Below are 21,114 nucleotides of genomic sequence, written 5' to 3' on the forward strand. Positions count from 1 at the left end.
GCGAAGGACGCCCACTTCCACTCCTGTGGGAATCGTTTGACCTGAAAATCCACTTTTTCAAGCGATTTTGGTTCGAAAAAGTTAGCTGATGGACAAACCCCACGAAAAGGGAAGTGGACAGCCGGAGTGGCGGTTAAGTGATTGATATATTTCAAAAACAATCGCAGATCCAGGGATAAGGACTGAGAGAATTTTGCTCATTTTTTAACTGCCTTCCTACAATAATTCAAGCTTGAGTGCATTGTTTTTGAATACTAGCAATCGCTTCATATTCTTTTTCCAGTAGGCGAGGTAGACGAATAAAGATGGGCATTAAGTCTTGGTAAGTTTTTGTGGCATCTGGATTAGGGTGATGGCTATGAACCGAACCAACCATGTTTTCCACTTCTTCTAAAGAATCAATATCTTCTTTAGCATACATGCCTAACACAACAGCACCTAAGCAAGAACTTTCATAGCTTTCAGGTACCATGACTTCCTGGTCGAATATGTCAGCAAGCATTTGTCGCCAGAATGGAGAGCGTGCAAATCCACCAGTAGCTTGGATGCGTTTCGGTTCGCCGATTAATTCTTCCAGAGCTAGTAATACACTATATAGATTCATCATAATTCCTTCTAGTACGGCGCGTATCATATGTTCTTTCTTATGATGCATGGCTAGTCCAAAAAAGGAGCCTCTCGCATTTGCATTCCATAATGGAGCCCGTTCTCCTGTTAAATAGGGGTGGAAAAGCAATCCTTCTGATCCAGCTGGAACGGTTTCAGCGAGCGCTGTAAGTAAATCATAAGGACTTTCACCAGTCTGTTTGGCCTTCTCAACTTCTGCTTGTCCCAATTCCTCCTTCAACCAGCGAAAAATCATGCCGCCATTATTGACAGGGCCACCAATAACCCAATGCTTATCAGTTAAAGCATAACAGAAAATTCTCCCTTTTGGATCGGTGACAGGTTTATCTGTAACGGTGCGAATAGCCCCGCTTGTTCCAATTGTTAGAGCTACGACCCCGGGTTCAATCGCATTTACTCCTAAATTAGACAATACGCCATCACTTGCACCAACGATAAAAGGTAGATCGGAAGGCAACCCTAGCTCTTTCGCATATGGTGGATGTAAACCTGTGATGGAGTGTGTCGTTGCTACCGGCGTACTTAACTGCTCCTTATTAATTTGTAGTAGTTCCAGTACTTCTTGATCCCAATCCAATTGCTCTAAATGAAACATGCCTGTTGCAGAAGCAATCGAGTAATCAATCATATATTGACCAAACAGCCGGTAGAAAACATACTCTTTAATAGAAATAAACTTATGTTCAGGCTTGAATAACTCAGGGTGCTCTTCTTTTAACCATACCAATTTCAGTAAGGGTGACATTGGGTGAATAGGTGTTCCAGTACGTAAGTAAATTTGATGTCCATTATACGCTTGCTTTACTTTCTCCATGTAATGAGAACTGCGATTGTCTGCCCATGTAATGGAGTTAGTTAATGGCTCACCATTGTGATTAACGACCATTAAACTATGCATGGCAGAGCTAAATGAAATAAATTGTACCTTATTTCCAGCTATTTTTGCTTCTTTCATACTTTCTTTAATAGTGGTTAAAACAGCTTGAAAGATTTCTTCAGGATTTTGCTCTGCAACTTCTGGTTTGGGAGTATGTAATGGATATTCCACGCCCGCTCTGCTTAAAGCCTCTCCATTATTATTAAAAACTACTGCTTTCGTACTCGTCGTGCCAATATCGACACCAATCATAACATTACTCATGCTGATAGATTCCTCCTATGTAAAATGGGCTGCTGCTTATTTCAAAAGAGCAGCGCCCATCGTATCAATTATGAAATGAAAATGCCTAGGATAAGTGCTACGGATAAACCAACAAGTCCTATTAATGTTTCCATAACTGTCCAAGATTTCAAGGTATCCTTTACATCTAAACCAAAGTATCGTCCAACTAACCAGAAACCAGAGTCATTGACATGTGATAACACTGTTGCACCTGATGCAACTGCGATAACGATTAACCCTAAAACAGGACCTTCAAGACTTAAGATATCAATTAAAGGGGATACAAGTCCCGCTGCTGTTACCATCGATACAGTTGCAGAACCTTGTGCGACACGTACGGAAGCCGCGATTAAGAATGCTAGTAAAATCGGTGGCAGATTTGAGCCAGCCATCATGTTACCAATCACATCACCTACACCAGATTGAATTAAGACTTCTTTAAATACTCCACCTGCACCAGTTACTAAGATAATAATCCCTGCAGGTTCTAATCCTTTCGTTGCAATATCTTGTACTTCCTGACGAGAAAGACCGCGTTTTGTTCCTAAGAAAATAAAGGTTAAGATCGTTGCAATCGTTAATGCAACAAAAGGGTGTCCTAAGAAAGTGAATATTTCACGAGCCATATTTCCTTCCTCTAAAAAGAAGTCCGAAAATGTATTACATAAAATTAATACTAAAGGTATTAAAATAATGGAAGCAATTAAAGAAAAGCTAGGCAATTCTCGATCATCATATTCTATTTCTTCCATATTCATGTATTCTGGTACAACTACATGTAGACGCTTGGAAATATAACGTGCAAACAATGGGCCAGCAATAATCATGGAAGGTATACCAGCCAGTGCGCCGAATAAGATAACCCAACCTAAATCAGCTCCAACTAAATCTGCAACCGCAATTGGTCCGGGAGTCGGGGGAATAAAACTGTGTGTAACCGCTAAACCAGCAAGTAAAGGAATACCGTAATACAATAATGATTTTCCTGTTTTCTTTGCTAAACCGTATACCAGTGGTACAAGTATGATAAATCCAACATCAAAAAAGACGGGAATAGCTACAAGAAAACCTGTAATCCCTAATGACCATTGAGCTTTATCTTCACCAAGCTTATTAATCATGGTACGTGCCAAACGGTCAGCACCACCAGATACTTCAAGCATTTGGCCAAACATAGCGCCTAGACCGACAACGACAGCGACAAAACCTAATGTTCCACCCATACCCTGTTCCATCGTGTCGATTACATCGCCAAGAGGCATTCCTGCTAAAATACCGACAATTAAACTGACGACTAATAAAGCAACAAACGCGTGTAATTTCGTTCGAATAACTAGAAATAATAATAAGAAAATTCCTGCTAATGCAATAAGTATTAACATTTGATCTGACATGTTGTTTCCTTCCTTTGCTGAAAAATTTTTTAGACCTTAGTTACAGCATGGCCACCGAATTCATTACGGAGTGCTGCGACAACTTTTCCGGTAAATGTGTCTTGCTCTTGTGAGCGATAGCGCATCATTAGAGCGAGTGTGATGACAGGCGCAGCCATTTCATAGTCGAGTGCTGTTTCTACTGTCCATTTTCCTTCTCCTGAGGAGTGCATGATCCCTTTTATTTGTTCGAGATTAGGATCTTTTCCGAAAGCGTCTTCTGTTAACTCCATTAACCAGGAGCGAATAACGGAGCCATTGTTCCACACTTTGGCAACCTTTTCATAATCGTAAGCAAAAGGACTTTTCTCAAGTATGTCAAAACCTTCTGCTATGGCTTGCATCATACCATATTCAATTCCGTTATGGACCATCTTAAGAAAGTGACCGCTTCCAACAGGACCAGTATATAAGTAGCCATTCTCAACGGTTAGGTCTTGAAAAAGTGTTTCTACCTTTTCGAACTCCTGCTGCTCTCCACCTATCATTGTGCAGGCGCCATTTCGTGCACCATCAACACCACCGCTTGTCCCACAATCAAAGAAGTAGATCCCTTTTTCTTTACACGCATCCCCACGCTTGATGGAATCTTTGTAATGAGCGTTTCCGCCATCAATAATGCGGTCACCGCTTTCAAGATGCTCCAGTAAAGCTTGAAATACAGATTCTGTAGCATCACCTGCAGGAACCATCATCCAAATAGTGCGCGGTGCTTGTAAACGACTCACTAGTTCTTTTATCGTTGGGGCGGCCTCACCACCATCTGAAATAATATGCTGTAGTGCTTCTTCACTCATATCGTGAGCAATAACAGTATAATTTTTATTTAGTAGATTTAGTGATAGTTGATATCCCATTTTCCCTAAACCTATCATTCCTATTTGCATCATTACCAATCCTTTTTCGAAAAAATTTTCGTTCTTCATACATTATACGAAAAAAAATTCTTTTTTCAACCGTTTACAAAAAATATTTTTTTTCGAAGACTAATCCTGTATAATGAGAACTAAAGATTGTTCAGGAGAATGCTAATGATAAAAAGAGAGCAAACATGCTTAGATAAGGTACGAAGAAATTATCCGAAGTTCAGTGTTACAGAAAGAAAAATTGCTGATTATATCTTAGAAAATCCTAATCAGATTATTCATTCTTCGATTAATCAGTTGGCTGAGGATTTAGATGTTGCAGATTCAACTGTTTTTCGATTTTGTAAGCGGATAGGTTATAAAGGTTACCAGGCAATGAAAATTGCATTAGCCTCTGAAGTAGTATCTTCTATTCAACATATTCATGAAGAAGTGGACAGTGATGATGAGTTAAATACGGTAGCCGCCAAAGTATTTCGAACCAATATTCAATCTTTGGAAGAAACATTGAAGATTATCGATGAAGAACAATTGCAAAAGGCTGTAAATAGCTTATTATCTGCCCGTCAAATTCACTTTTTTGGTAGTGGTGGATCGAATACGGTAGCATTAGATGCATACCATAAGTTTATTCGTACCGGTTTGCCGGTACAAACTGCAGTGGATACTCATTTTCAGTTGATGGCTGCTTCTCAGCTGGATGAGAAGGATTGTGCTCTTCTTATTTCACATTCAGGGTCATCGAAGGATATTTTACATATTTTAAACGTATTGGGAAAGAATCAAGTAAAAACGATCGCGATTACCAACTTTGCGAAATCAACGTTAAGTGAAGCGGTACATATTCCACTATATACAAGTTCTGGGGAAACCGATTTTAGAACAGAAGCATTTTCTTCCCGAATTGCTCAGTTGACCTTAATTGATTTATTATTTGTGAACGTTTTGATGAACAGGGGAGAAACGGGACAAGAAGCGCTTAATAAAATGCGCGAGGCTATTACGGTGAAAAGAATATAGAGATTGGGACAGGAGTGTCTCAATTTTTTGAGTTCTAGATTAGTGAAGTAGAAGGCTAGAATTAACTCTGCTGAACAGTAACAGGAACCAAGAGAGACTGTGTCAGTAGAACAGTTAATAAGAATAAACAACAAATATAGTTGAGATCAACAAAGATGATGATCTCAACTTTTTTGTTGTTTTGGCTAGCTATGTCCCAGTTTCTATTGTATACGAAACCGTTTAGTCAATTTAGCTAGTGATTGGGATAATTCTGTTAGTTTTAAGCCAATATCGTGTGTTCTTTCCATTTGATGGATTTGCTCATCACTTGTTGCATACATTTCTTCAGCGCTTGCTAATGTTTCTTGAGAGACAGATGCAAAGCTCACAGTAGCTTGTTCAAGATCAGGTAGAACTTGATGCACGTTTTGCAGTTCATTTTCCATACTGTTAATGCGATTGCTAACCGTATCGATTTGTTCCATTAATTCATCAATAGATAATTTCGTATCGTTAGCAATAGTTAAGTTAGACGTGATACTTGTATGCATTTGATCGAATTCGTCGGCTGCTTGTGTTGTTACACTCTCCATTTCCGAGATGGAGTTAGTAATTTCTTCTGTCGCATTGGTAGCTTGTTCTGCTAGCTTTCTGACTTCATTTGCAACGACAGCGAATCCTTTACCAGATTCACCTGCTCTAGCAGCTTCAATGGCAGCATTCAATGCTAAAAGTTTGGTTTGTTCGGCTATTCCTTTAATTAAATCGACTAAGCTGGTAATGGACGATGAGTGAGCATTCACTTGCTGTATCGTTTGATTCAAATGCTCAAAACCTTGCCCAAAGGAAGTAATCATTTCGATCAGCTTTGTCATGTTTTTCTCACCATATGCTGCAGAGTTATTCATATTCTCCGAACTGTTATCAACCATTTTCATATTTTCTAATAAAGAAAAGATCTTTTCTTTCATTTCGTTGAAACTATTGGTACTATGTTCTGAACTGTTAGCAGTTTGTTCGGCACCTTCTTTTACAACATTAATGGATGTAATTAACTGATGACTTGACGCTAAAGAACTACCTGAAGAATCTTTTAACAGATCTCCAGTTGTTTCTAGCTGGGAAGTAGTATCATGGAGTTCTTTCAACATTGTCCGCATTTGGTCGATCATAGCGTCATAACTTTTATGCAATGATACGATCTCCGGTATAGTTGTATTTATTGCAAGTGTATCTTGTAAGTTTCCGTTTCGTGCTTCTCTCATGGTGTTTCGTAATTTCGTTAAAGGCTTGGTTAAACTTCGAACAAAAAATAATACGATGAATACAGAGATGATTAAACTAACGATAATAACGATAATTATCGTTTGAGCCATAGCATGAACAGCCCCCATATAAGATTGGGTAGGGACAACTAAAACGTATAGCCCATCGATTTGCTCACTTAAATCTTCAACAATCATGGTATAGTCCTTCCCATTGATTTTTTTGTGAATGACACCTTTGTTTAGTTCAATCATTTGATTTATTAAGGATTCGGAAAAAGTGAAATTACTGTCATTACTCACTTTGAAAGGGGTGACATCGCTATCAACGATATAGTAAATATCAGACATGATTCCTTCTTCTTCAAGTCTCTCTTTTTGGGAGCGTATTTCTGTTTCGAGTTGTTGCATAAAATATTCATCATCACTAACATATAGAAACTTCAGGTTGTCAGCTATGTATGCAAGCAATTCTCCTTCACGTGTCAACCGGTTTTCCATTGTTTCCATTGTTGTCTCTTTTGCATTTAAGTATGTACTTAAGCCGACAACACTTATGGAGATAATTAATAGAACAAAAAATAAAACTAGTAATCTAGTTTGTAAATTTATCTTTGATAGGAAGCTTTGTCTATGTTTCTTTTCCTTTTGAGTCTTTTTACCTGTTTTGTCGAAATAAAACTTCAATTTGTAATCCTCCAGTTCCTAGGTAATTATCCTTACATCGACAAATTGTAACAAATGAATGTTAAGTTAATGTTAAATTCAGATATATATTTAGTAAAAAAGTACCATTACGATAACTGGAAGATGGAAGTGGGCAAACTAACCATAACAGGCATTACTCGATAAAATTTCGAATCTTAATACATTTACCTTAACACTAATATGAAACTTTTCGAATACGATAAATAAAATATAAATAAATAGGAGTGAAATGATGGAAAGTATAAATAAATGGAGTCAGACGCTAAAAATAAAGCAAAACCCGCTTCTATCACAACATTATCCAGAAACTGTATTATACAGTAGCGATAATTTAAACGATTTTTTAAACCGTTATGCTTTTATTTATGTTAAACCTATCTCCAATTGTAAAGGTAGGGGAGTGGTACAGGTTGGCACAAACACAAACGGACAATATACCGTCAAGGGGTATACAATTACTGGATCTAAAGTAGATAGAGAATTAAATAGCTTAGAGGCAGTAATAATGTTTCTTCACTCTATTTATAGAAGAAAGTTGAATTCCAATCTTTATATTATTCAGCAGGGTATTTCAAGTGTTACGCCAGATAAACTAGCATTAGGTGTTCGAGCACATATCCAATATGTACAAGGTAAATGGGTTTTGGGAGGGATGCTTGGGAAGCTTGCCGATATAGATAGTGGTATTGTCAATCGAAATCGCGGAGCATGGGCGTTACCAATCAGACAACTTTTATTACAACATTTACAAATGGATCAACAGCAGGCCGAAAAATTAGAAAAGGAAATAGAGAGAATTTGTATTGAAGTAGGCAAAGTTTTTGGTGAAAATAGGCGGATAGTTGAATGTGGAATTGATATAGGTATTGACCAGTTAGGGAAAGTATGGGTATTTGAGGTTAATTTGATAGGACCAAGTATTGAATTTTTTTCTTATCTTAAAGATAAATCAATATTCAATCAGATCTTGGAAAATCGGAGAAAACGTCGCTTCAAGGGTAATCGATAGATTGAATATACAACCCAAAATTGCTGCTGTTCCCTTGATAGACGCAGGCCATGGGTCTCTTTAATAGAATGAAAACAGAGTTGTTACAAATCCCTCAAATAGCATTGGATTTGGATAAGCTACATTATCTACATCAAAGCATAATATATTTGTAGAAATGCTGAAAGGATGAAGAAGCATGTATAACAATTCTAACCTGCATCCAAATCCCCCTTATCTTAATCAATCAATGTATAATAATGGAATGTGTTCAGTTCAATCTCATTACACACCTAATCAACACTTTCAAAAAGGAAATGAAATTGGGCTGATAGATTATGGGTCAAGACCATTGGTGTTTAATATTAATGAAGTAACAAAACAAAACAATACGTTTCGTACCGCTATTTGGACGGGATCGCAATTCCAAATTACGTTAATGAGTATTGGCGTTGGGGAAGATATTGGAATAGAAATGCATCCTGCAGTAGATCAATTTTTACGTATTGAACAAGGTCAAGGAATTGCTCAGATGGGGACGAACAAGAATCATTTCAATTTTGAAAGGTATGTTTATGATGACACTGCTATCGTCATTCCTGCTGGTACCTGGCATAATGTAATTAATACTGGTACAATTCCACTTAAGCTGTATTCAATATATGCACCCCCTAACCATCCGTTTAATACAGTGCATGTTACTAAGAGAGATGCAATGGCTGTGGAAAGTCATCATCACAATGGAAATGTGAGTTAATATTATTATAACGATTTATTAAGGGGGCATTTGCTTTTTAAAGAGTAATATGCCCTATAATAGGTTTGTTTTTTACATCTATTAATTTACACAAAATCGTTTGTCAATTTAGCGAGTGATTGAGCTAATTATGTACGTTTCTATCTGATAAGAAAAACCTGAAAACCCCACCGGCCCTTTATTAAATGCTAATTGGATTTCGATTACTTTAATATTAATTATGAAATACGTGAACAGCATAACCACCGCTTCGGCTGCGCACTTTCCTTTCCGTGGGGGTTGTCCTTCAGCTAACTTTTTCGAGCAAAACCCGCTCGAAAAAGTGGATCTTGAGGTCAAACAATTCCCACAGGAGTGAAAGTGGGCGGCCTATGCTAAGGTCTGCTCTACAATTCTAGCATGAAGTAACATTGCTGCTTTTATACTTATGGATAGCGATTCTTGCTCTTATCTATTTTTTAACTGTCTATTCGAAAGGGAGCTTATCAAAGCGAAGTAATTAGTCGCAGCGTCGGCAAACACACTAAAAATATGTCAAAATAACTACTTCGTTAAACACGGTCATTGCACTGATTATATACTTTCGTACCTTTTAAAAAAGGGGTGCATGTAAGCACACCCTTTTAGTTATTTTAATTCACTTGTAGGCTTGGTCTCTTGCAAGCAATGATTTGTCCCATTTGTGTTGAGGTAGTGTTGTAATGAACTCAATTAAATGACCGTCTGGATCTCGCAAATGGACTGCTCGTATTCCCCAATGCGTTTTATCTTCGATAGATGTGACGAATTTTCCGCCTCGCCGTTCAATATCCTGGACCGTTTTTTCTAAATCTGTCACTTCAAAGATTAACGCAAAATTGTCTTGCACTTGCATGTTAACTGGTAAATTTTTTGTCCCTACGGCTTCTGCCATTAGCTCCTTTCTGAAGAGTGCTAACACCATACCGTCTCCAACATCAAAACTTGCGTAATCCCCACCTGGTTCTCCCCATGTCCGTTTAAATCCGAGCGTTTCTTGATAAAAGGACAAACAAGCGTCAAATTCAGTGACGAGCAGCCGAATATTGTCTAACTTCATTTTATTCACCTCACCTAATTTGTCTTCCCTTCTGAGTTTAATAGAAGGGTTTTAGTTTGTCTTGAAAAAATCGGACATATAATTAGATGGTGTCATCCCTGTATAGGTTCGGAATTCTCGAATAAAATGAGCTTGATCGCTATAGCCATACTCAGCACTGGTTGGTGCACCCATTAATTCATGCTGTTCGTATAAGAAACGTAAGGAATACTGCATGCGGACAATTCGACAAAATGTCTTTGGGCTAAGTCCTATCCAGTCCAGAAATATCCGTTGTACATGCCTGCTACTCATAAATTCTTTTTCAGCAAGTTTTTGCACTTTTATACTTCCTTGATGCAGATAAATATGATGGAGTAAGTTTGCGATTGAAGCACTATTCTTTGCACTTTTAGTTTGCTTTAGACGTTGTAAGAGCACGGTATTTAACAAGGCAATTCGGTCTGTTGTTTCAGTTAACTGGTATTGTATGTCTGTCCACACTTTGTCTATGTCAGAGAGAGTAATAGAAAGATCACTATACGAAGCAACCGAGACGTTAAATAGTGCGCGAAGAGCACCAGGACGGAAGCGGATCCCGATGAAATCCGAACCACGATGAATCGGAATATCAGCGCCAAACTGTAATGGTGTAAAAGCGTGGGTTAAACGAGGATGCATAATAGGGTGCCTCCAATCATTCATAGAAATCTACCGTCACTAAAAATTATATATATTATATAATAAATAGCATTACCAAGCGAATATTAACAGATTTTGTATAAAGATACCAAGGGGGCAGCAGGTATGGTTATTTTATATTTTCCTCGTTTATCCCCAATCATTTCAGACTACATCAATGAGTTGATAAGTTATACACATTCTTCTGAGGCAACATAATCGATTTCAAAGCCGAGATCTTCTATCATTTGATAATCTTGTATGCGAGCTTGTCCTTCTGTTGTTAAGTAATCCCCAATAAAGATAGAATTAGCAGGATAAAGTCCAAATGGTTGAAGGCTTCTCAAGTTCACTTCTCTGCCACCGGATATCCGAATTTCTTTTGATGGATTGATAAAACGAAATAAACAAAGGACCTTTAAACAATAGGTAGGCGTCAATTCGTTAGTTCCTTCTAGTAATGTTCCATCAATGGCATGCAGAAAGTTAACGGGGATGGAGTCAGCATTCAGTTCCTTTAAGGCATGCGCCATTTCAATTACATCTTCTTTGCTCTCTTTCATACCGACTATCACACCAGAACACGGCGAGATTCCCGCTGCTTTGACGGCATTTACTGTGGAAACCCGGTCATAATAGCTATGACTTGTTGTAATTTGATCGTGATGATTAGCGGATGTATTAATATTGTGATTGTAGCGATCTACCCCTGCCGCTTTTAATTGATCGGCTTGTTCTGGTTCTAACAGTCCTAAGCATGCACAAATTTTCATATCGTAATGTTGTTTAATTTCCTCAACTGCTGAAGTGACCGTATCAAGTTCCCGTTTGGATGGACCACGACCACTGGCGACAATACAATAAGTACCTGATTTTGATTCATGTGCTCTTTTAGCACCTTGGACAATAGATTGTTTATCCAGCATTCGATATTTTTCAATCGGGGCGGTAGCGTCTCTTGATTGAGCACAATACCCACAATTTTCAGGACATAGGCCCGATTTCGTGTTGATAATCATATTGAGCTTTACTTTATTTCCATAGTACTGTTTGCGAACCTGGAAGGCGCTATCTAGTAAATTTAATAATTGCTCGTTTGGACAGTTTAAAACGGAAAGTGCCTCCTGGTTTGATAGCATTTCGTTATGTAGAGCTTTTCTTGCTAATGATTGCCAAATACTCATAGAATCCCGCCTTTTTAAGCTACGTTTTGATTATGTTGGTTTCGAAACATACTTTCGGAGATGAAACTTTTTTCTAGCCGGTGAGCAAATATCCCTGCTCCGATAGATAACACAATATCCTTAGGTAAAGGTACTGCCAACCAATACCAAACAAGTTGATAAGAGAATCCTTCAGGTGCGTCAAACCAGAACATATAGGCTGCATACATCCAATTAGCCCCTAAGAGATAATTAATGACCATGGCAATCAGTGCAGCAGTGATATACATGGGAAAGCTCTGTTTCTTCTCTATTAATTTACCTGCAACATAGGCGATTATTATAAAAGAAACAATGAAACCAAAAGTTGGTGAAATAAGAGTTGAAGCCCCACCTTTAAATTGGGCGAAAATCGGGGCACCCGCTAAACCTAGTAACATGTAGACCAACATGGAAATAGCTCCCAATCTGCTTCCTAGAATAAGCCCCGCTAAGATTGCAAAAAAAGTTTGTAACGTGATGGGAACTCCACCAATCACCATGAAAGGTGCAATCGATGTAATATTCGCACCTACTGTCATTAAGGCGATAAATATACTGCCGATGGTAAGGTCAAGTGCTGTTAAGCGTTTATGATTCTGCATTATTTTTCCTCCTTTCCAAACATAGATTAAATGAAGAAAATAAAATTGTCAACCATATAAATGAAATGGTTGACATATATGAATAATTATTGCTCCGCATATTCGTTCACAAAATTGACATATTTATACACGCTCCTTTATAATTGCTTACGATAAAGAAAATGAAATCATGGTTTAAACTGTCCATAAAACTCCTACTTGCGAAGAAGCTAAGTAGGGGATCACGGACGTTAACATTCTGATAAGTCTCACTTTTTCAATTCCTTCAAAGAGGAGGATTAGCGTGCAAAATAGCCAAAGTAATGAAACCGCTTACCGAATTAACGATCAGGTAAGGAAAAAACACTGTATTCTCATCGCTAACGCTACAATCATTATTCTCTTTTATATACTGTTTCCTATTTTTTTAACCAGTTTTATGTCAGAGCAAAATATTTATTTTCTCCCGTTGGCATGGGGATATGTCCTTGTATTATTTCTAATGACTTGGGGAATTGGAGTCTGGCATTTCTTTTTCACGAAATCATTTAATCGAAAGCTTGATGAAAGAGGCGAACAGTCCAAAGCCGGAGGTGACCAATGAATTTTACCTATTTTATCTTTTTCGTCGTTATCGTAATAGGTACGCTGGTCATTACCCATTGGGCAGCAGAACGGAGTAGAACAGCTCATCAATTTTATGTGGCAGCAGGTAGTCTGTCCGGTATGCAAAATGGGATGGCGATAGCTGGTGATTTCATTAGCGCAGCTTCATTTCTTGGTATTACTGGATTAATTGCGCTTTATGGTTATGATGGATTCTTGTATGCTACAGGTTTTCTCATTTCTTATGTGATATTGTTGCTATTAATCGTGGAACCAATCCATCGGCTTGGCACCTATTCTGTAGCAGACGTGGTTGCTGCTCGATTTCCAGGAAACCGGATGCGTGCTGCCGTGGCCATTAGTGGTATTTGTATTTCGGTTTTATATATGATCCCACAGCTCGTAGCTTCTGGTTTACTGATTCGTCTTTTACTAGGGGTGGATTTTCGAGTAGCAGTGAGCATTATCGGTGTGTTAATGACGGTGTATGTTGCATTTGGTGGAATGCTGGCAACATCTTGGGTTCAGATTATCAAAACTGTACTGCTGATGTGTGGAACATTATTAGTTGTTTTTATTTTGTTGTCCTGGCTGAATTGGGACTTTTTTGGTCTAATAGCAGATGCAATAGAGCAAAGTCCGCATGGGGAGTCATTTTTTTATCCTGGAAATCTGTTTACTAACTCAATAGACAAAATTTCACTTACTTTAACCTTAATGCTTGGTACTTCAGGCCTTCCACATATACTAATTCGGTTTTTAACGGTGAATAATGCAAAGGAGGCAAGAGTATCTGCTATGTCTGCCTCATGGATTATTGGTTTGTTTTATATCATGACACTTATTTTGGGTGTCGGAACCATTGCACTTGTTGGAAGTGAAACATTGATACAGGCAGACTCCAGTGGGAATCTAGCGGCATTATTGTTAGCAGAGGCGGTTGGTGGTGATTTTCTAATTGCCTTTGTGATGGCTGTTGCCTTTGCCACTATCATTGCTGTAGTAACCGGGTTGATTTTTGCCGCAACTTCTTCTTTTGCGCACGATATCTACTACCATCTTTGGAAGAAAAAAAGGGTTGAAGAGAAAAAACAGCTACAGGTTGCTAGAATGGTTGCCGTTGTGATCGGCATATTGTCGATCCTCTTATCGATCGGAATGGAAGAGAGTAATGTTGCTTTTCTTGTATCCATTACCTTTGCGATTGCGGCTTCCACGCTATTTCCTTTGCTGATTCTTACGTTTTACTGGAGGCGATTTAACAGAATCGGTGGCTATACCACATTATTATGTGGTTTTCTTACATCCATCATTTTAGTTGTGTTAGGGCCAGAGGGGATTGGCATCTTACCACTCTCTAATCCTGGTATTTTATCAATCCCTGCCGGCTTTGTTGGTGGTGTGATCGGTGCGATGGCAGGAAAGAAAGATGAGAAAAGCTATGAAGATCTTTTCTTAAAACTGTACAGCGACAAACAGGAGGCTGTTTCACATGATTGACCTCACCATCGTTTTATTTGAAAGGATTGGTCTGCTTTTGCTAGCGGCATTTATGTTAACCCAAATACCGGGGTTCCGTTCGTTATTAGACAGAGATTTTGCCATTGATACCATGATTTATCTAGCGATTGTATTTGGATTTATTGGGATATTAGGGACGCACACCGGGGTATTAATCGAAATGGATACATTGGCACTTGAATCGAGAATAAACGATGTGACATCTAATGAGGTCTTGATCGGTTTTAGTACGGTAGTGGTCATGATTGCTGGCCTGCTTGGTGGGCCATATGTCGGGCTTTGTACAGGAATTATTACGGGGATTTATCTGGCCTTTATTGGTGGAGATGCTTGGATTGCAAATAGTTTGATTAACCCATTGGCAGGTTTAATTACGGGGTGGACAGGTCAGTTTTTTTCGGATGAGCGAGTCATTGCACCGGGCAAGGCATTATTTATTGGGATGTTCCCACCGGTCTTGCATATGGGCTTGCTGTTGATTTTTATTTCCGATCAAGAAAAAGGAGTAGAGCTTGTCAATACAATTGGCATCCCGCTTGTCATTACTAATGCTGTTGCGCTTGCTATTTTTACGATGGTAATCCGAGCTGCACTTAATGAAACGGAAAGAGAAGCAGCGATTGAAACAAATCGAGCTTTATCGATTGCTGAGAAAGCTTTGCCGATACTTCAGGATGCTTCCTTAATCTCTAATGCAAACAAAATGGCGAAGCTTCTCTATGATGAGTTGGATGTAGCTGCAATTGCGATTACAGATAAAGAGAAGGTGCTTAGCCATGTCGGTCTTGGGGATGACCATCATCGATTAGGGGAGCCGCTTAAAATGCGGCTATCACACAAAGCACTTGATACTGGAGATATACAGGTTGCTTATGACAGGGAGGGGATTCAATGCCGATCTGAAGCCTGTCCACTGAAAACTGCGATAATGGTACCGATTTACCGTTCTGGCGAGATAATTGGTCTGATTAATTTATATTTTCGCCATTCCCAACAAATTCGGGCTGTAGAAATCGAACTTGCTAAAGGTCTAGGCACTATTATCTCTAATCAAATCAGTGGTTTTGAAGCGGAGAGGATGAAAGAACTTTTGAAGGAAGCGGAAATACGAAATCTTCAGGCACAGATAAATCCACATTTTCTATTCAACACTTTTAATTTGCTTCATTCTTTGATGCGAGTCAATCAAGAAAAGGCACGTCATATCCTCATACAACTGAGTCACTATATGCGAGCGAACCTGTCCATCGCCAGCAAAACGCTAATCCCCCTGAAAGATGAACTCGCGCATGTGAATGCCTATGTGGAAATTGTAACTGCACGTTTCATGGATCAGCTCATCATTAACATTCATATTGATCAAGATCTTGAAAATGTATTGATACCGCCAGCGACATTGCAACCCCTTATTGAAAATTGTATTCAACACGGGCTAAAGAATAATCAAATCAAAGGTAAAATTGATTTAATTATTAAAAAGAAAGAAGAATGGGTATATATTGAAGTTTGCGATAATGGTAAAGGTTTTTCAGATGATATGCTGGCATTACTCGGAACAGAACCTATTGATCAACAGAATGGTAATGGTACAGCCTTATATAATATTAATGAAAGATTGAAAGGAATTATGGGGGAGAAGAGTCGGCTACACTTTCGCAACAATCCGGAAAAAGGAAGTTCCGTTTCATTTAAAATACTTGTTGATACAAGGAGTGGCATAAATGAAGATTTACGTGATGATCGCAGAGGATGAGCGTCTTGGACGGGAAGAACTGTCTTATCAGCTTGAGCAGGAAGAAGATGTGAGCTTATGTCCAAGTGCGGAGAATGGCGAGCAATTAATTCAGTTGTATCATAAATATAATCCTACTGTCCTGTTTTTAGATATACATATGCCAGGCCTCACCGGTTTGGAAGTGGCAGAGACATTGCGTAATGAAGAGGGGGATGAGCCAGTAATTGTTTTTACTACAGCTTATGACACCTATGCTGTTCAAGCATTTGACCTTCAAGCGACAGATTACCTATTAAAACCTTTTGACAAAGCTCGTTTTGACACCGCTATGAAACGAGTAAGGGAAGAACTGCAAAAAAAGCAGCAAAAAAAGCGAAAAATTGATAAATTGATTATTTCTACTGATAATAAAATGGTGGTTGTGGATCCATTGCAAATCGGTTATGCAGTCCGTGAAGGAAGACTGTTGCTGTTACACACATTAACAAATGAAGTTATCGAAACTAAAATGAATTTAAAAGAGCTAGAAGAGAAGCTGGCTACCTTTCCTTTTTACCGACCGCATAGAAGTTATCTCGTTAATCTTGATGCGATCGAGGAAATTACTCCGTGGTTTAACGGAGCCTATAACATTGTAATTAAGGATAAAAATAAATCGCAAGTTCCAATGAGCAGAACGGTAGCCAAACAATTTTTTGATGTGTTACAAGGATTAAATTAACCATTCATACAATTCATTCAACATTTTAAACAGATAGAACGGCATTTCAAGAAAATCTCGAAATTGAATCAATTATATCTAATATACTAAATACAAATGTTAGAGTATTTAGTATTTTTTCTGCTTTCAAAGAGGATGGGCTTTGGAAGCAGAAAGTAAGACTTCTGATTTTGGAGGCTTACGGATGGTTATTGCTGTGGCAAATTTATAGTAGGCAGGAGTTAATTCACGGCAATTTGTAAGCGTTTACTAAACACTCTAACATTAATAAAAGCAGGAAGGGATGGGAATAGTCAATGAATCAAACACTCAATGAAAAACAGAGATGGTATTGGAAGAAGAATATCCAACTGATCATAGGTTTGCTCATTGTTTGGTTTTTAGTTGGTCTTGGTGCTGGTGTTCTGTTTGCTGAACCTCTCTCCAATGTTCAATTTTTAAATGTATCGTTATCGTTCTGGTTTGCACACCAAGGTTCGATACTGGTATTTATCATTCTGATACTTACGTATGCCATTCGGATGGATAAACTCGATAAGCAATATAAAGAAATGATAAAGGATGGGAATTAGACTTAGGTAAGCAGGTATAAGGAGGGTTTTCATGAGTGTTGAAGTGATTACGATTATTCTGGTACTTATTACATTCGCTGTTTACACAGGAATTGGTTGGTGGTCAAGGGTTCGAGATACGTCCAATTTTTATGTCGCAGGACAGGGAGTTCCAACTGTAGCCAATGGGGCTGCTATTGCTGCGGATTGGATGTCTGCTGCATCTTTCATTTCGATGGCAGGACTGGTTGCATTTTTAGGCTATGACGGAACCATTTACTTAATGGGATGGACTGGTGGTTACGTCCTCTTAGCATTACTACTTGCTCCATATTTACGTAAATTCGGAAAGTTTACAGTTCCTGACTTTATTGGTGATCGTTTTTATTCAAGTGGTGCTCGTGCGGTAGCAGCAGTCGCAACAATTTTTATTTCGCTTACTTATATTTCTGGTCAAATGCGTGGGGTAGGAATTGTTTTCAGTCGTTATCTTCAGGTCGATATTATTATCGGAGTTTTAATTGGCATGGCTATTGTTGGCTTCTTTGCATTACTTGGTGGAATGAAAGGTGTGACATGGACACAAGCTATTCAATATTTTGTCATTATTATCGCTTTTTTAATACCGGCGTTTGCCATTTCGTTTCAGTTAACAGGTAATCCTATTCCGCAACTTGCCTTAACAAGCAGTGATATTGTTGATCGCTTGGGGCAAATCCAAGTAGATCTTGGTATGACGGAGTATATGGCGCCATTTACAGATCTTTCTATGATTAATGTCTTTATGGTTACGCTAGCTTTAATGGCAGGGACGGCTGGACTTCCTCACGTAATTGTCCGTTTTTATACGGTTAAAAGTGTTCGTGCAGCTCGTTGGTCAGCGGTTTGGGCAATCATCTTTATTGGCCTGCTTTATTTAACTGCTCCTGCAGTTGGTGCATTTGCTAAATACAATCTGATCGATACGATCGCAGATAAGCCAATCGAAGAAGTTCAGAGTATTGAGTGGGTAAGTAAGTGGGAAACAACGGGTCTCTTACAATTAGATGATGTCAATGGTGATGGAGTCGTGAATTTTACTGGTGGTGAAGACAATGAGGTCTCCATTGATGGAGATATTATCGTGTTATCCACTCCAGAAGTGGCAAATCTGGCTCCTTTTATTATTGCATTAGTTGCAGCAGGTGGTTTAGCAGCAGCATTGTCAACGGCATCAGGTTTATTAATTACGATGACAAGTGCTGTATCCCATGATATCTATTATCGTATCTTTAATAAAAGTGCTTCAGAATCACAACGATTACGAGTTGGCCGGATTACCTTACTCATTGCACTTGCTATTGCAGCATATGTCGGTATAAACCCTCCAGGATTTGCCGGAGAGGTTGTAGCACTTGCCTTTGGTTTAGGTGCAGCAAGTTTGTTCCCGGTTATACTGTTAGGTATTTTTGACAAGCGAATGAATAAAGAAGGTGCAGTCGCAGGTATTATTGCTGGTTTGAGTTTCACATTGATTATGATCGGTGCAATACTCTCCCCATCTATTTTGGGTACTGAAGAACCGATTTTAGATAGTTTCTTTGGTATTAATGCTCAAGGTGTCGGGGTGGTCGGGATGATACTGAACTTTATTGTCAGCTTTATTGTTTCCCGGATGACACCTGAACCGCCTAAAGACATCCAAGAATTAATCGAAAATGTCCGTGCTCCCGAGATAGATGAGTAATCATAAGATCAAGTGGCAGAAAGGAGAGAAAAGATGAATTGGACTTTGGTTTTAGCTGTTCTTTTAATCGTCTTATATCTCTTCCATCCATGGATGAATATGAAGACGTTTCAAAAGGTGATCGGGATAACCCTGTTTCTTGAGATCTTTTATTTAATTGGTCACTATCTGATGAACTGGCCATTTCCCACACCGATTACTTTGGTACAGCTTTTTGTTGTATCAGGTATGGGAGTTGCTTTAGGAGTATTTTTCTCCCGAATTTGGCCGCTGCCGCTTGAAAAAGGCTTCGAGCGGATTTTCAGAACATTTCTGATCGCAATCCCTTCTCTCGGTTTTGGTATGGGATTGCAGGTCATTCTTCAAGGAGCACATGCGACACAGGCTATTTATTTAATTTTTGCACTTGCTGCATGGCTTGGGTCAAGCAGATTTGTACGTGAAGACAAAGCGGTTATTACTTCTAATAAAAGAATAGAGGGGACAACATAACGAAAAGGGTGCTCCATAAGTTATCGTTAATCACTTATGGAGAGCCTTTTTTTGAAAGTATAAAATTAGTGCAAGACCGTTTTAAGCGTAGTAGTTATTTTGATATGTTTTACGTGTATTTGTCAACGCTTAGACTAATTACGTCGTTTTCCGCGAGCACGTCCTCAACTAACTTCAGCAACTTTATTATCGGGAAAACCTTTTATGCTACTTGGTAGTTTTCCCTGTAACTATATTTTTACCGGGAAAACCCCGCATTTTAATAGGCAGATTTCCCGGTTAATTCAGTTTTACCAGGAAATCTTACCATTACACTCAGTGGTTTTCCTGGTATTAGATATGTCAAAAGAGAAGTGAGCAACCGGAATGGTGGTAATGCTGTCCAGATATTTCATCTACTACCAAAGTAGTTAGGCGTATCTAGTCCAACTTTTTTAATTTTCCCATTTGTATAAACAAATTTAAAACTGGTATATTATAGAAAATAAATGATTTTGAATTGTGTTGTTCACAAAGTCATAAGAGAGTTGGGAGAGAGTTTTATGAGCCAGCGGAATGCTTTTTTATTGATATTGGTTGCTGCTGTACTATGGGGGACAACAGGTACAGCTCAAAGTTTTGCACCATCATCCGCACATCCTGTTGCAATTGGGGCCATTCGTTTAGCGATAGGTGGAATAGTTTTATTAGTATTTGTAGTTATACAAGGAAAATTTTATATTAAAAGGTGGCCCAAGCTGACAACATGTTTGGCAGCAGTATCGATGGCAGCTTATCAACCACTTTTTTTCTCTGCGGTATCTTGGACGGGGGTAGCAGTTGGGACGGTGGTAGCAATTGGGAGTGCACCAATATTAGCGGGATTACTAGAATGGTTATTCTATCGAAATATTCCAGACCGAAGATGGTGGTTGGCTACTATTTTAGCAGTAGCAGGTTGTACATTGTTAGCTTCGAATCAAGAGACAGTTACAATATCATCCTTAGGGATTCTGATGGCAGTCGGAGCGGGTTTATCCTTTTCAGCATATACCTTGTTTAGCAAAAAGTTATTGGAACAACATCGTTCAGAAGCGGTTGTTGCAGTGGTGTTCACGTTGGCCGCTATTTTATTATCACCAATTTTATTCTTATACGATTTTTCTTGGTTATTGGAATCGAATGGCATTATCGTAACATTACATTTAGGAATTTTAGCAACTGCGATTGCTTACTTATTCTTTGCCCGTGGTTTGTTAGGCACTTCTGCAGCAACAGCTGTGACACTTTCACTTGCAGAACCACTTACAGCATCTATTCTAGGAATGGTAGTTGTAAAAGAAGTAATAACTGTACAAATACTTATAGGTTTAGTACTAATCTTTACCGCGCTCGTTTTTTTGTCGATTAGAAAATCGTCACCGTAAAATTAATAACTTCTTCTAATAGAT

The 21,114-nt window shown here is 38.6% G+C and carries 19 protein-coding genes; 11 read left to right on the plus strand and 8 right to left on the minus strand.

The features are described 5' to 3' along the window. Positions 1 to 226: 226 nt before the first annotated feature. From gntK to gnd, 3 genes are all read right to left on the minus strand, one after another. Positions 227 to 1,756: a gluconokinase gene (gene gntK / locus GHT08_RS19595; protein WP_163583115.1), complete on the minus strand. Its 1,530-nt coding sequence runs from the start codon at positions 1,754 to 1,756 to the stop codon at positions 227 to 229. 80 nt (positions 1,757 to 1,836) lie between these two features. Next, complete coding sequence (locus GHT08_RS19600) at positions 1,837 to 3,183, minus strand: GntP family permease (RefSeq protein ID WP_163583082.1); 1,347 nt, start codon at positions 3,181 to 3,183, stop codon at positions 1,837 to 1,839. A gap of 29 nt (positions 3,184 to 3,212) precedes the next feature. Further along, a complete protein-coding gene (gene gnd / locus GHT08_RS19605; RefSeq protein WP_163583083.1) occupies positions 3,213 to 4,109 on the minus strand; it encodes a phosphogluconate dehydrogenase (NAD(+)-dependent, decarboxylating) in 897 nt (298 codons plus the stop codon). A 144-nt stretch (positions 4,110 to 4,253) separates the two neighbouring features. Here gnd and GHT08_RS19610 point away from each other — a divergent pair, with 144 nt between their 5' ends. Continuing rightward, the gene (locus GHT08_RS19610; RefSeq protein ID WP_163583084.1) at positions 4,254 to 5,108 is read left to right on the plus strand and encodes a MurR/RpiR family transcriptional regulator; all 855 of its coding nucleotides are present in this window, start codon (positions 4,254 to 4,256) and stop codon (positions 5,106 to 5,108) included. 203 nt (positions 5,109 to 5,311) lie between these two features. On the opposite strand, the gene GHT08_RS19615 is transcribed toward GHT08_RS19610, so the two are convergent. After that, positions 5,312 to 7,042 carry a methyl-accepting chemotaxis protein gene (locus GHT08_RS19615; RefSeq protein ID WP_163583085.1) on the minus strand — a complete coding sequence of 577 codons (1,731 nt, stop codon included), beginning with the start codon at positions 7,040 to 7,042 and terminating at the stop codon, positions 5,312 to 5,314. A gap of 253 nt (positions 7,043 to 7,295) precedes the next feature. Between GHT08_RS19615 and GHT08_RS19620 the strand changes: the two genes are divergently transcribed. Both GHT08_RS19620 and GHT08_RS19625 read left to right on the plus strand, forming a co-directional pair. Beyond that, positions 7,296 to 8,072 (plus strand): YheC/YheD family protein, encoded by a 777-nt coding sequence (locus GHT08_RS19620; protein WP_163583086.1) that lies wholly within the window; start codon positions 7,296 to 7,298, stop codon positions 8,070 to 8,072. Between the two features lie 178 nt (positions 8,073 to 8,250). After that, positions 8,251 to 8,808 carry a cupin domain-containing protein gene (locus GHT08_RS19625; RefSeq protein ID WP_163583087.1) on the plus strand — a complete coding sequence of 186 codons (558 nt, stop codon included), beginning with the start codon at positions 8,251 to 8,253 and terminating at the stop codon, positions 8,806 to 8,808. Positions 8,809 to 9,445: 637 nt separating this feature from the next. Here GHT08_RS19625 and GHT08_RS19630 read toward each other — a convergent pair. The 4 genes from GHT08_RS19630 to GHT08_RS19645 all read right to left on the minus strand — a co-directional run bounded on the left by GHT08_RS19630 (position 9,446) and on the right by GHT08_RS19645 (position 12,353). Beyond that, entirely contained in the window at positions 9,446 to 9,886 is a 441-nt protein-coding gene (locus tag GHT08_RS19630; RefSeq protein WP_163583088.1) for a VOC family protein, read from the minus strand. 51 nt (positions 9,887 to 9,937) lie between these two features. Continuing rightward, positions 9,938 to 10,546, minus strand: coding sequence for an AraC family transcriptional regulator (locus GHT08_RS19635; RefSeq protein WP_163583089.1), 609 nt, complete (start codon positions 10,544 to 10,546; stop codon positions 9,938 to 9,940). A gap of 191 nt (positions 10,547 to 10,737) precedes the next feature. Further along, entirely contained in the window at positions 10,738 to 11,730 is a 993-nt protein-coding gene (gene bioB / locus GHT08_RS19640; RefSeq protein ID WP_163583090.1) for a biotin synthase BioB, read from the minus strand. A 14-nt stretch (positions 11,731 to 11,744) separates the two neighbouring features. Then, a complete protein-coding gene (locus tag GHT08_RS19645) occupies positions 11,745 to 12,353 on the minus strand; it encodes a biotin transporter BioY (RefSeq protein ID WP_163583091.1) in 609 nt (202 codons plus the stop codon). 283 nt (positions 12,354 to 12,636) lie between these two features. Here GHT08_RS19645 and GHT08_RS19650 point away from each other — a divergent pair, with 283 nt between their 5' ends. From GHT08_RS19650 to GHT08_RS19685, 8 genes are all read left to right on the plus strand, one after another. Further along, positions 12,637 to 12,936 (plus strand): hypothetical protein, encoded by a 300-nt coding sequence (locus GHT08_RS19650; RefSeq protein WP_163583092.1) that lies wholly within the window; start codon positions 12,637 to 12,639, stop codon positions 12,934 to 12,936. Further along, complete coding sequence (locus GHT08_RS19655; protein WP_163583093.1) at positions 12,933 to 14,438, plus strand: solute symporter family protein; 1,506 nt, start codon at positions 12,933 to 12,935, stop codon at positions 14,436 to 14,438. Before GHT08_RS19650 ends, GHT08_RS19655 begins: the two co-directional genes overlap by 4 nt. Beyond that, positions 14,431 to 16,212 carry a LytS/YhcK type 5TM receptor domain-containing protein gene (locus tag GHT08_RS19660; protein ID WP_163583094.1) on the plus strand — a complete coding sequence of 594 codons (1,782 nt, stop codon included), beginning with the start codon at positions 14,431 to 14,433 and terminating at the stop codon, positions 16,210 to 16,212. The genes GHT08_RS19655 and GHT08_RS19660 overlap by 8 nt, the downstream gene beginning before the upstream one ends. Further along, positions 16,181 to 16,915 carry a LytR/AlgR family response regulator transcription factor gene (locus tag GHT08_RS19665; protein WP_163583095.1) on the plus strand — a complete coding sequence of 245 codons (735 nt, stop codon included), beginning with the start codon at positions 16,181 to 16,183 and terminating at the stop codon, positions 16,913 to 16,915. The genes GHT08_RS19660 and GHT08_RS19665 overlap by 32 nt, the downstream gene beginning before the upstream one ends. 296 nt (positions 16,916 to 17,211) lie before the next feature. Continuing rightward, positions 17,212 to 17,487 carry a DUF4212 domain-containing protein gene (locus tag GHT08_RS19670; protein ID WP_018934127.1) on the plus strand — a complete coding sequence of 92 codons (276 nt, stop codon included), beginning with the start codon at positions 17,212 to 17,214 and terminating at the stop codon, positions 17,485 to 17,487. A gap of 31 nt (positions 17,488 to 17,518) precedes the next feature. Next, positions 17,519 to 19,192, plus strand: coding sequence for a sodium:solute symporter family protein (locus tag GHT08_RS19675; RefSeq protein ID WP_163583096.1), 1,674 nt, complete (start codon positions 17,519 to 17,521; stop codon positions 19,190 to 19,192). Positions 19,193 to 19,225: 33 nt separating this feature from the next. Beyond that, positions 19,226 to 19,684: a hypothetical protein gene (locus GHT08_RS19680; RefSeq protein ID WP_193568328.1), complete on the plus strand. Its 459-nt coding sequence runs from the start codon at positions 19,226 to 19,228 to the stop codon at positions 19,682 to 19,684. A gap of 542 nt (positions 19,685 to 20,226) precedes the next feature. Then, positions 20,227 to 21,090: a DMT family transporter gene (locus GHT08_RS19685; RefSeq protein WP_163583097.1), complete on the plus strand. Its 864-nt coding sequence runs from the start codon at positions 20,227 to 20,229 to the stop codon at positions 21,088 to 21,090. Positions 21,091 to 21,114: the final 24 nt, after the last annotated feature.

Origin of the sequence: Gracilibacillus saliphilus (genome assembly GCF_010994085.1) — a bacterium.
Taxonomy (GTDB): domain Bacteria; phylum Bacillota; class Bacilli; order Bacillales; family Amphibacillaceae; genus Gracilibacillus; species Gracilibacillus lacisalsi.

Excerpts from the sequence above, each read along its gene's own strand:
- gntK (WP_163583115.1), bottom strand. The coding sequence starts at position 1,756 with ATGATTGGTGTCGATATTGGCACGACGAGTACGAAAGCAGTAGTTTTT.
- GHT08_RS19600 (WP_163583082.1), bottom strand. The coding sequence starts at position 3,183 with ATGTCAGATCAAATGTTAATACTTATTGCATTAGCAGGAATTTTCTTA.
- gnd (WP_163583083.1), bottom strand. The coding sequence starts at position 4,109 with ATGCAAATAGGAATGATAGGTTTAGGGAAAATGGGATATCAACTATCA.
- GHT08_RS19610 (WP_163583084.1), top strand. The coding sequence starts at position 4,254 with ATGATAAAAAGAGAGCAAACATGCTTAGATAAGGTACGAAGAAATTAT.
- GHT08_RS19620 (WP_163583086.1), top strand. The coding sequence starts at position 7,296 with ATGGAAAGTATAAATAAATGGAGTCAGACGCTAAAAATAAAGCAAAAC.
- GHT08_RS19625 (WP_163583087.1), top strand. The coding sequence starts at position 8,251 with ATGTATAACAATTCTAACCTGCATCCAAATCCCCCTTATCTTAATCAA.
- GHT08_RS19630 (WP_163583088.1), bottom strand. The coding sequence starts at position 9,886 with ATGAAGTTAGACAATATTCGGCTGCTCGTCACTGAATTTGACGCTTGT.
- GHT08_RS19635 (WP_163583089.1), bottom strand. The coding sequence starts at position 10,546 with ATGCATCCTCGTTTAACCCACGCTTTTACACCATTACAGTTTGGCGCT.
- bioB (WP_163583090.1), bottom strand. The coding sequence starts at position 11,730 with ATGAGTATTTGGCAATCATTAGCAAGAAAAGCTCTACATAACGAAATG.
- GHT08_RS19645 (WP_163583091.1), bottom strand. The coding sequence starts at position 12,353 with ATGCAGAATCATAAACGCTTAACAGCACTTGACCTTACCATCGGCAGT.
- GHT08_RS19655 (WP_163583093.1), top strand. The coding sequence starts at position 12,933 with ATGAATTTTACCTATTTTATCTTTTTCGTCGTTATCGTAATAGGTACG.
- GHT08_RS19660 (WP_163583094.1), top strand. The coding sequence starts at position 14,431 with ATGATTGACCTCACCATCGTTTTATTTGAAAGGATTGGTCTGCTTTTG.
- GHT08_RS19665 (WP_163583095.1), top strand. The coding sequence starts at position 16,181 with ATGAAGATTTACGTGATGATCGCAGAGGATGAGCGTCTTGGACGGGAA.
- GHT08_RS19670 (WP_018934127.1), top strand. The coding sequence starts at position 17,212 with ATGAATCAAACACTCAATGAAAAACAGAGATGGTATTGGAAGAAGAAT.
- GHT08_RS19675 (WP_163583096.1), top strand. The coding sequence starts at position 17,519 with ATGAGTGTTGAAGTGATTACGATTATTCTGGTACTTATTACATTCGCT.
- GHT08_RS19680 (WP_193568328.1), top strand. The coding sequence starts at position 19,226 with ATGAATTGGACTTTGGTTTTAGCTGTTCTTTTAATCGTCTTATATCTC.
- GHT08_RS19685 (WP_163583097.1), top strand. The coding sequence starts at position 20,227 with ATGAGCCAGCGGAATGCTTTTTTATTGATATTGGTTGCTGCTGTACTA.